Genomic DNA, 12,132 nt, shown 5'->3' with positions numbered 1-12,132 from the left:
CACAAACAACCGGTGCCGCTGGGCGTGCCGGGTGAAATCTACATCGGTGGCGCCGGGGTAGCGCGGGGTTATTTGAACCGCGACGACCTCACGGCTGAACGCTTCCTGAACGATCCATTCAGCAAGGTTCCCAATGCCCGCATGTATCGCACTGGCGACTTGGGTCGCTACCTGCCGGACGGCAACATCGAATACCTGGGCCGCAACGACGATCAGGTGAAGATTCGTGGTTTCCGCATCGAGTTGGGAGAGGTCGAAGCCAAGCTCGCTCAACACGATGCCTTGAACGAAGCCGTGGTCCTGGCCCGTGAAGACATGCCAGGCGACAAGCGCCTGGTGGCCTATTTCACCCAGCATTCGCCAATCGACATCGAAGCCCTGCGCACGCACCTTCAAGCGCAGTTGCCGGCCTATATGGTGCCTGCTGCCTACGTTCGCCTCGACGCACTGCCGCTGACACCGAACGGCAAACTTGATCGCAAGGCCCTGCCGACACCAGACCTCGACGCGCTGATCACCCGAGGCTACGAAGCCCCGCAAGGCGAGGTCGAAACCACCCTGGCGCAGATCTGGCAAGACCTGCTGGGCCTGCAACAGGTCGGGCGCCCTGACCAGTTCTTCGAGCTGGGTGGCCACTCGTTGTTGGCGATTCAATTGATTTCCCAGGTGCGCCTGCGCCTGGGTGTGGAGTTGGGCCTGACGGAACTGTTCGCCCAGCCCCAGCTCATGGGCTTGGCACAAGCCGTGGCGCGGGCCGGGCGCAGTACGTTGCCGGAGATCGTCCGGGTTTCTCGTGGAGACGACCTGCCCCTGTCGTTCGCCCAGCAGCGCCTGTGGTTCTTGGCGCAGATGGAAGGGGCCAGCGCCGCCTACCACATGCCCGCCGGGCTGCGCCTGCGCGGTGTGCTGGATCGCCCCGCCTTGCAACGGGCACTGGACCGCATCGTGGCCCGTCACGAGGCCCTGCGGACCACCTTCGTTCAGGCCCAGGGCCAGGAACCTCGGCAGTGCATCGCGCCCGCCGACGTTGGTTTCGCGCTGCTGCACCATGACCTTGGCGGCCAGGCCGACGCCGAGGGCCAACTGCACGCGCTGGCGGCCCAGGAAGCCGCCGACACCTTTAGCCTGGAACAGGGCCCATTGATCCGCGGCCGCCTGATCCGTCTCGACAGCGAAGATCATGTGCTGCTGGTGACCATGCACCACATCGTTTCGGATGGCTGGTCCATTGGCGTATTGATCAAGGAACTGGCGGCGCTCTATGAGGCGTTCCGTCATGGCTTGGACGATCCGCTGCCAGACTTGGCGGTGCAGTACGGCGACTACGCGGTCTGGCAACGTCGCTGGTTGAGTGGCGAGGTGCTGCAAGCCCAGAGCGATTACTGGCGGCAAACCCTGGCCGATGCGCCGGCGTTGCTGATGCTGCCCACCGACCGTGCACGTCCTGGGCAACAAGACTATGCCGGGGCGGCGTTGCCGGTGGTGTTCGACGCTGACCTCACCGCGAGCCTCAAGGCCCTGAGCCAGCGCCATGGCGTCACGCTGTACATGACAATGATGGCTGCCTGGGGCGCGTTGTTGAGCCGGCTTTCAGGCCAGGATGAAGTGGTCATCGGCTCGCCGGTGGCCAACCGCACGCGCTCGGAAGTCGAAGGATTGATCGGCTTCTTCGTCAACACCTTGGCCGTGCGCATCGATCTCTCGGGGGCGCCGACCGTGGCCACCTTGCTGGCCCGGGTCAAGACCCAGGCCCTGGGTGCCCAGGCGCATCAGGACTTGCCATTCGAACAAGTGGTGGAAGTGGTCAAGCCGGTGCGCAGCCTGGCTCACAGCCCGTTGTTCCAGGCCATGCTGTCGTGGCAGACCCATGACAACACCGAACTGGTGCTGGGGGACTTGAAACTCGAAGGCCTGGGGGCGGCGAGCACCGTCGCCAAATTCGACCTGTCCCTGGAACTGGGCGAGGTCCAAGGGCAGCTGTTTGGCGCCCTCGAATACGCCACGGCGTTGTTCGACGAGCCCACGGTGCAACGTTACCTCGGCTACTTCGAGCGCTTGTTGCGGGCCATGGTCATCAGTGACCAGGCCCCGGTCGAACGGATCGCGCTGTTGGACAACTTCGAACGCGAGCATTTGCTGGTGGGCCTGAACGCTACCCAGGCCGCGTACCCACGTGAGCAGACGACCCACCAGTTGTTCGAGGCCCAAGTCGCGGCTCAGCCAGACGCTATCGCCGTTGTGTTCGGTGATGAACGCCTGAGCTACGCTGAACTGAACCGCCAGGCCAACCAGGTCGCCCACCACCTGATCGAGCAGGGCATCCGCCCGGATGACCGGGTGGCGATCTGTGTCGAACGCGGCGTCGAGATGCTCATCGGCCTGTTGGCCATTCTCAAGGCCGGTGCCGGTTACGTGCCGCTCGACCCAGCGTTTCCGGCCGAACGCTTGGCCTACATGCTCGCCGACAGCGCCCCGGTGGCGTTGCTGGGCCAAGGTGAGCTGCTTGGTCGTCTGCCGGCGTTGACGGTGCCGGTGGTGCTGCTCGACCGTGCCGAGCGCGTGCGTTGCGAGATTGCCGGCGGTCGTGACGACAATCCGCTCGTTGCCTCCCTGGGCGTGCGCCACCTGGCCTACGTCATCTACACCTCCGGTTCCACTGGCCATCCCAAAGGGGTGATGATCGAACACCGGGGCCTGGTCAACTATTGCCTCGATGCGATCCGTTTGTTCGGCCTGACACCGGCAGACACGGTACTGCAGCAGAACACCCTGAACTTCGACCTGTCGGTGGAGGAGATCTTCCCGGCGTTGTTGGCCGGCGCCACCCTGGCGCCCACCCGGCAGCTGTTCGGCAGTGCCGAGTTACAACAGAACGGCGATATTCGCCCGACCTTCCTGCACCTGACGGCGGCCCATTGGCACACCCTCGTGGCCGAGTGGCACGGCACGCCGGCCCAGGCTCGGGACCCTCTGCGCGACGTGCGGCTGATCAACGTTACCGGTGACGCCTTGTCGACGCAGAAATTGCAGATGTGGGACGCGGTGCGTCCCGCCCATACCCGATTGGTCAATACCTATGGCCCGACCGAGGCCACGGTGTCCTGCACGGCCGCCTACATGGAGCATGACGCGGTCGATGGCATCCTCGGCAATGCCAGCATCGGCAGGCCGATGGCCAACACCCGCATCTACCTGCTCGATGGGCACCGCCAGCCGGTGCCGTTCGGGGTCGCGGGGGAAATCTTCATCGGTGGCGACGGTGTGGCGCGTGGTTACCTGAACCTGGACGCCATCAACGCCGAACGCTTCCTGGCCGACCCGTTCAGCGACCAGCCCGATGCGCGCATGTACAAGACCGGTGACCTGGCCCGTTATCGTCCGGACGGACGCCTTGAATACCTGGGGCGCAACGACTTCCAGGTCAAGGTGCGGGGTTTCCGTATCGAACTGGGCGAGATCGAGGCCCGGCTGGGCGACTGTGCCGGGGTCAGGGAGGCGGCGGTGATCGTGCGCGAAGACACCCCGGGCGACAAACGCTTGGTGGCCTATGTGGTGCCGCAGGCCGGGACGCGCCTGGACGCGGCGACCTTGCGTGCGCAGTTGTCGACGCAATTGGCCGAATACATGCTGCCCGGCGCGTTCGTCAGCCTGGCGGCGCTGCCGCTGACGCCGAACCGCAAGCTCGACCGCCAGGCCTTGCCGATGCCCGATGCCGAGGCGTACGCCAGCCGCACCCATGAAGCGCCGCAAGGCCACACGGAAATCGTCCTGGCGCAGATCTGGCAGACCCTGCTCAAGGTCGAGTCGGTGGGCCGTCACGATCACTTCTTCGAACTGGGGGGGCATTCCTTGTTGGTCATGCGCTTGATCGCCCAGGTACGCGCGCAATTGGGCATGGAGCTGAACCTGAGCGATGTCTTTGCCCAACCCCAATTGAGCGCGCTGGCCCAGGTGCTTTCCCAGGCGGCGCGCAGCACCCGGCCCGGTATCGTGCCGGTGTCCCGCGAGCAGGCGTTGCCGTTGTCGTTCGCCCAGCAGCGCCTTTGGTTCCTGGCGCAACTGGACGGCACCAGTGCGGCGTATCACATCCCCACTGGCCTGCGCCTGCGTGGCGCGCTGGATACGTCGGCGCTCACCCGCGCACTGGATCGTATCGTCGCCCGCCACGAGGCCTTGCGTACCACGTTTGTACAGGCGCAGGGGCAGGACGTGGAACAGCGCATTGCCCTGGCCGATGTCGGTTTTGCGTTGCGGTTCCAGGCCTTGGCAGGGCACGCGGACGCCGAAACCGAGCTGCTGGCCCTGGCCGAGGAGGAGGCTCGCCAGGCCTTCGACCTGGCCCACGGCCCGCTGGTACGCGGCCGACTGGTGCGGATGGCAGAGGATGATCACGCGCTGTTGGTGACCCTGCACCATATCGTCTCCGATGGCTGGTCCGCCGATCTGCTGACCCATGAATTGGGCGTGCTGTACGAAGCGTTCCGTCAGGGGCAGGACGATCCATTGCCGGTGTTGCCGATTCAGTACGCCGACTATGCCCTTTGGCAGCGGCGCTGGCTCACCGGGGAGGTCCTGGCCGAACAGGAACATTTCTGGCGGCAGACCCTGGCCGACGCACCGGCCTTGTTGACGTTGCCCACCGATCGGCCACGGCCCGCGCAGCAAGATCACGCCGGCGCGGCGGTGGGGATCGTCCTCGACGAAACCCTGACCCAAGGCCTCCAGGCGTTGAGCCAACGCCATGGCGCCACCTTGTTCATGACAGTCATGGCCGCCTGGGCCACGGTGCTCAGTCGCCTGTCCGGCCAGCACGACGTGGTCATCGGCACGCCGGTGGCGAACCGCATGCAAGCGGAAGTCGAGAGTTTGATCGGCCTGTTCGTCAACACGCTGGCGCTGCGCGTCGATGTGGCGGACGGACTGACAGTGCAAGCCTTGTTGCAACACGTGAAGGCTCGGACCCTGGACGCCCAGGCGCACCAGGACCTGCCGTTCGAGCAGGTGGTGGAAGTGGTCCGGCCCTTGCGCAGCCTGTCCCATAGCCCGGTGTTCCAGGCCATGCTGTCCTGGCAGAACAGCGAAGCCACGGGGTTGGAACTGAGCGATATGTCACTGCAAGGGCTGGGCGTGACCAGCCGCACCGCGAAGTTCGACGTGTTGCTGGACATGGCCCTGATCGATGGGCGCCTGTTTGGTTCGCTGGAATACGCCACGGCGCTGTTCGACCCTGCCACGGCGGAGCGCTACCTCGGTTACCTGGAGGGCGTGCTGCGGGCCATGGTGGCTGATGAGCAGACCCTGGTGGCGCAGATTCCGCTGCTGGCTGACACCGAACGCCAGCATCTGCTGGAAACGCTCAACAGCACGGCGGTCGATTATCCGCAGGGCCTGACCCTGCACGGCCTGTTCGAGGCGCGGGCCGCCGCCTGCCCGGACGCTGTGGCGGTGGTGGCTGGCGAGGCGCAGCTGAGCTACGCGCAACTCAATGCACGCGCCAACCAGATTGCCCATCGCCTGCTGGAACTGGGCATTCGCCCGGATGACCGCGTGGCGATCTGTGCCGATCGCAGCCTGGACATGGTCGCGGGCCTGCTGGGGATTCTCAAGGCCGGTGCGGCGTATGTGCCGCTGGACCCGGATTATCCGCATGAGCGCCTTGCCTATATGCTGGAAAACAGCGCGCCCATGGTGGTGCTGACCCAGCGCGCGTTGCAGGTCAGCCTGCCGGCTACCCAGGCGCGGACCCTGCTGCTGGATGAGGCGCAAGGGTTCTCGACGCAGCCCACCCATAATCCGCAGGTTGAAGGCTTGCATGCCCATCACCTGGCCTATGTCATCTACACCTCGGGTTCGACCGGCCTGCCCAAAGGCGTGATGAACGAACACGGCGGGGTGGTCAACCGCCTGCTGTGGATGCAGGACGAATACAGCTTGAGCGCCGCGGACGCAGTGCTGCAAAAGACCCCGTTCAGCTTCGACGTGTCGGTGTGGGAATTCTTCTGGCCGCTGTTCAGCGGCGCGCGGCTGGTGATGGCCCGTCCGGGCGGGCATCGCGACCCGGCGTACCTGCGCGAAGTGATCCAGGCCCAGGGCATCACCACGCTGCACTTCGTGCCGTCGATGCTCGATGTGTTCCTGGCCCATGGCGAGGCAAGCGCCTGCGCGGGGCTGGTGCGGGTGATGTGCAGCGGCGAGGCGTTGCCGGGGCACCTGGTGCGGCGCTTCAAGGCGCAACTGCCCCGCACCGGCCTGTACAACCTGTACGGCCCGACCGAAGCGGCGGTGGACGTGACGGCGTGGGACTGCGCGGGTGCAGACACCCCGGACAGCACGCCCATCGGCAAGCCGATTGCCAACACGCGGATCTACCTGCTCGACGTCCATCGACAACCGGCGCCCCTGGGCGTGGCCGGGGAGATCTACATCGGTGGCGTGCAGGTGGCACGGGGTTACCTGAACCGTCCGGAATTGACCGTCGAGCGTTTCCTGGGGGATCCGTTCAGCACCGCGACGAATGCCCGGATGTACCGCACCGGCGACCTGGGTCGTTACCTGGCGGACGGCAATATCGAGTATTTGGGGCGCAACGATGACCAAGTGAAGATCCGTGGTTTCCGCATCGAGTTGGGCGAGATCGAAGCGCGGCTGGCGCAACACGAGGCGGTGAAGGAAACCGTGGTGCTGGCCCGTGAAGATGTACCGGGCGAGAAACGCCTGGTGGCTTATTTCACCCCGCATGCGCCAGAAGCTTTCGCCGATATCGAAGCCCTGCGTACCCATCTGCAAGCGCAACTGCCGGAATACATGGTGCCAACCGCCTACATCCGGCTCGACGCACTGCCGCTGACCCCCAACGGCAAACTCGACCGCAAGGCGCTGCCGGCACCGGACCTGGACGCGGTGATTACCCGCGACTACGAGGCACCGCAGGGCAGCGTCGAAACGACGCTGGCGCAGCTGTGGGCCGAGTTGCTCCAGGTCGCGCGGGTGGGGCGTCACGACCACTTCTTCGAACTGGGCGGTCACTCGCTGTTGGCGGTCACGCTGATTGAACGCATGCGTCAGGTGGGCCTGAGCGCCGATGTGCGCGTGCTCTTCGGTCAGCCGACGTTGGCGGCATTGGCGGCGGCCGTAGGGGGGACCACGGAGATTGTGGTGCCGGTCAACGGCATTACCCACGGTTGCGCACGCATTACGCCGGACATGCTGCCGCTGGTCGATCTGACTCAAGAGGAGATCGAACAGGTTGTCGCGGCGGTGCCGGGCGGCGTGAGCAATGTCCAGGACATCTATGCCCTGGCGCCGCTGCAGGAAGGCATCCTGTATCACCACCTGGCTTCGCAGCAGGGTGATCTCTATGTGCAGCAAGCCACCTTCAAGTTCAAGGACCGCGCCCGGCTGGATGCCTTTGTCGACGCGTTGCAAGGCGTCATCGACCGCCACGACATCTTGCGCACTGCCGTGCTCTGGGAAGGTCTGCGCGAGCCCGTGCAAGTGGTCGCTCGCCAGGCACAACTGATTCTGGAGGAGTGTGTTTTCCAACCGGGCCATGACGTCACCGCGCAATTGCTCGAACGCTTCGACCGGCGGCACCTGCGCCTCGATGTACGCCAGGCTCCGTTGATGCGCCTGGTGTTCAGCCATGACGCCGCCAACCAGCGGTGGATCGCCATGCTGTTGTTCCACCACATGGCCCTTGACCACACGGCGCTGGAAGTGGTGCAACACGAGATGCAAGCGCACCTGCTAGGCCATGCTGGCCAATTGGGCGCAGCGGTGCCGTTCCGCAACTACGTGGCCCAGGCCCGCTTGGGCGTGAGCCGTGAGGAACATGAAGGGTTCTTCCGCGACATGCTCGGCGACATCGAGGAACCCACGTTACCGTTCGGCTTGCTGGATGTCCGTGGCGACGGCAGCGATATCGAAGCGGCCGGACTCAACCTCGCCGCCGACCTCAGCCGGCGCCTGCGGGCCCAGGCCCGTCAGTTGGGGGTGAGCGCCGCGAGCCTGCATCACTTGGCGTGGGCGCAAGTCCTGAGCAAAGTGTCCGGAAGACAGGATGTGGTCTTTGGCACGGTGTTGATGGGCCGGATGCAGGGCGGCGAGGGCGCCGACCGGGCACTGGGCATGTTCATCAACACCCTGCCATTGCGGGTGGATGTCGATACCCGAGGCGTGCGTGACGGGGTGAAAGCCACCCACGGGCGTTTGACCGGTCTGCTGGGGCACGAGCACGCCTCGCTGTCCCTGGCCCAGCGTTGCAGCGGTGTCGCCGCGCCGCTGCCGTTGTTCAGCGCCTTGCTCAATTACCGGCACAGCGCAATGGGCACGGCGTCGAGCGAAGCGTTTGCCGCCTGGGAGGGCATCGAGGCCCTGGGCAGTGAAGAGCGCACCAACTACCCGCTGACCTTGTCGGTGGATGACCTGGGCGAAGGTTTTTATGTGTCGGCACTGGCGGTGCCTCGGATCGGTGCGCAACGGATGTGTGTCTACATGAACATCGCCTTGGAGCATCTGGTCGAGGCGCTGGAACAGATGCCGCAGACACCGTTGAACCGCGTGTCGATCCTTCCGTCGGCCGAGCGTCGCCACTTACTGGTGGATTTCAACGCCACCACTCGCCGCTATCCCCAGGACAGGACCGTCCATGGCCTGTTCGAGGCGCAGGCCAAGGAGCGTCCGCAAGCCATTGCGGTCGTGCATGACGCCCACAGCCTGAGCTACGCCGAGTTGAACCACCGGGCCAATGGCCTGGCCCGTCACCTGGTCGGCCTGGGTGTGCAACCGGGCGATCGGGTGGCGATTGCCCTGGAGCGTTCCATTGAGCTGCTGGTCAGCCAATTGGCGATCCTCAAGTGTGCCAGCGCCTATGTACCGCTGGATGTCAGCGCGCCGTTGGAGCGTCAGCAATTCATGGTGCAGGACAGCGGGGCGCAAGTCGTGCTGACGTCGAGCACCGTGCTAGCGCCTGAAGCATCGCTACGGGTGGATCTGGATACGCTGGTCTTCGACGAGGCCGCTGATAACCTCGACCTGGTGCAAAGCAGCGAATCGGTGGCCTACATCATGTACACCTCCGGTTCCACTGGCACACCGAAAGGCGTGCTGGTGCCACATCGGGCGATCAGCCGACTGGTGATCAATAACGGTTACGCCGATTTCAACGCCGAGGATCGGGTCGCTTTCGCCTCAAACCCGGCCTTCGACGCCAGTACTCTCGACGTCTGGGCGCCATTGCTCAATGGCGGTTGCGTGGTGGTGGTTGACCAGGACGTGCTGTTGTCCCAGGCGGATTTCCAAGCGTTGTTGCTTGAGCAAGCGGTGAGCGTGCTGTGGATGACCGCCGGTCTGTTCCATCAATACGCCGCCGGACTGCTGTCAGTGTTCGCTCAACTGCGCTACCTGATTGTCGGTGGCGATGTACTCGACCCGACAGTGATCGGCCGCGTCCTGAAAGAAGGTGCGCCGCTGCACCTGCTCAACGGCTACGGCCCGACCGAAGCCACCACCTTCACCACCACCTACGAAATCGAACAGGTGGGCGAGGGCGGTATCCCGATTGGCCGTCCGATTGGTAACACCCGCGTCTATGTGCTGGACGTTAATCGTCAGCCAGTGCCCATCGGCGTGACCGGCGAGTTGTACATTGGCGGTGACGGCGTGGCGAAAGGGTATTTGAATCGCCCTGAGCTGACCGCTGAGAAGTTCGTCACCGATCCGTTCAGTGCCGATCCGGATGCGTTGTTGTACCGCACCGGCGACCTGGCCCGCTGGCGCGCGGACGGCACGGTGGATTACCTCGGTCGTAACGACGACCAAGTGAAGATCCGTGGTTTCCGTATCGAACTGGGCGAGATCGAAGCCCGGTTGGCCCAGTATGACGCGGTCAAGGACGCCGTGGTGCTGGTGCGCGAAGACGTCCCGGGCGAGAAACGCCTGGTGGCTTACTTCACGCCACGGGCCCTGGACGTTGCGCCGCACATCGAGACCCTGCGTACTCATTTGCAGGGGCAATTGCCGGATTACATGGTGCCGGCGGCCTACGTATGCCTCGATGCCTTGCCGTTGACCGCCAACGGCAAGCTCGACCGCAAGGCCTTGCCAACACCGGACCAGGCCTCTGTCTTCAGCCGTGTCTACGAGGCCCCGCAAGGTGAGATCGAAACCGTGCTCGCGCAGATCTGGCAAGACGTGCTGGGCCTGCAACAGGTCGGCCGCCACGACAATTTCTTCGAACTGGGCGGGCATTCGTTGCTGGCGGTCCGTTTGCTGGGGCTGCTGGCCCAAGCCAACCTGACGGTATCGCTGGCCGAGCTGTTCCAGCACGAAAGCGTCGCGTCCATGGCATTGTTGCTGCAGACCCGCAGCACCGAAGTCCAGGTGCAGGAGGCTTTTGTACCGGTGCGCACCACCGGCCAGCAGAACCCGCTGTTCCTGGTGCACGAGTTCAGCGGCCTGGATCTTTACTTCCCGATGCTGGGCAAGCACATCGATCCAGATATTCCGGTCTATGGCCTGCCGGCCATCCCGTGGGGCGAGCCGCAGTTGCAGACGATGGAATGCCTGGCCTCGCGGCTGGTGGGGGTCATCCGCTCGGTCCAGCCCCAGGGCCCTTATCGCTTGGCCGGTTGGTCGTTCGGTGGCGTGTTGGCCTACGAGATCGCCATCCAGCTCATTGGCCTGGACGAAGAGGTCGAGTTTGTCGGCCTGATCGACAGCTACCTGCCACGATTGGTGGATCAGGGCCGGGAGCGCTGGTCATTGGGTGAAGCCCACGCTCGGCATTTACTGGACCGCTGCGAAGTGTTCTGGAAGACCGGCATATTGGCTGAGGCTGACCTGGCGTCGGTGCTCGAAAAACTGGCCCATCTGCAGACCCGATTGAACGATTTCGCACTTGAAGACCTGGTGCAACTGTGTGGCGACGAAGGCCTGCTGCCCCCTGAGCTGGCCGGCTACAGCGCGGCCCAGCTCTGGCAGTACCTGGATCGCGAGGTCGCCCACGGTCATGCCCTGGCCCATTATCTGGTGTATCCGATCTCCGTACCGGTGCACCTGTTGATAGCCGAGGAACGCAAGGACGATGCGCCCGAGCATTCCGGCTACCTGGGCTGGGACGCTGTCCTGCCCACGACGCAAATGCACTGCGTCAAGGTCCCGGGCAACCACCAGACGATGATGCAAGCCCCCCAGGTCAAGGCATTGGGCCTCGCCATCAGCGACGCGCTGGGCACCGTCGCGGCACGACCAACGCCTGCGCCGAGGAGCCGTTACCAGCCGCTGCTGACGATCCAGGGCGGACGTGCCGACCGGGCGCCGATCTTCTGCGTGCCGGGGGCTGGCGACAGCGTGACCGGTTTTATCGGGCTGACCGACGCGTTCGGTCCGGAATGGCCTATCCATGGGTTGCAACACCGTGGGCTGGACGGCAGCACCGAGCCTTTCAGTCTCGTGGAAACCGCCGCCCAGGCGTACCTCGACGCGATCGACAAGGTACAACCGGAGGGGCCGGTGCATCTGCTCGGCCATTCCTTCGGTGGGTGGATCGTGTTCGAGATGGCGGCCCGCCTTAATGCCCGGGGTCGCAAGGTGGCCTCGTTGACGCTGATCGACAGTGAATCGCCGGGCGGCAACGGCGTGGTGGGCAAGCCCTACACCGCGACGGGGGTGCTGAATCGGCTGATCGAGGCGATGCAGTTGGCGTCTGGCAAGTCCTTGGGCATCGATGCCACGGTCTTCGGTACCCAGGACGATACCGCGCAGATGCGCTTGCTGCATGCCGGCATGGTTCGGGCCGGCATGTTGCCGCAGCGCTCGGCGGTGGATGCCATGCGCGGTCCGGCGCGGGCCTTCGGTACGGCACTGCGCACGGTCTATCAACCGCAACACCGCTACACCGGGCCTGTGCGGTTGGTGCTGGCCAATGATCCAACCCTGGACACAGCCGGCAATAAACGCGAACAGGAGCAAATGATCGAAGGATGGCGCAAGCATATCCCTGACCTCAGCATCTGGTACGGTCCGGGCAACCACTTCACGATCCTCAAGGCCCCCCACGTACACAACCTGGCAGCCTGGTGGCACGACGGCCTGCCCATGCTCGACGAGGAGGCCGCCAGTGATTACGTATGA

General features: G+C 64.7%; 1 protein-coding gene (cut by a window edge). It reads left to right on the top strand.

All coding sequences use genetic code 11. The annotated features are described in order from the left end of the window. Positions 1–12,132 carry the 3' end of a non-ribosomal peptide synthase/polyketide synthase gene (locus J3P88_RS18195; protein WP_434570761.1) on the top strand. It extends 18,804 nt beyond the left edge of the window, so 12,132 of the gene's 30,936 nt are visible here — the last part of the coding sequence; the start codon falls outside the window, past its left edge; its stop codon occupies positions 12,130–12,132.

Source organism: Pseudomonas sp. Z3-6 (assembly GCF_051131985.1).
Lineage (GTDB): Bacteria > Pseudomonadota > Gammaproteobacteria > Pseudomonadales > Pseudomonadaceae > Aquipseudomonas > Aquipseudomonas zanjanensis.
This window is presented reverse-complemented; position numbering and strand designations above follow the sequence as displayed.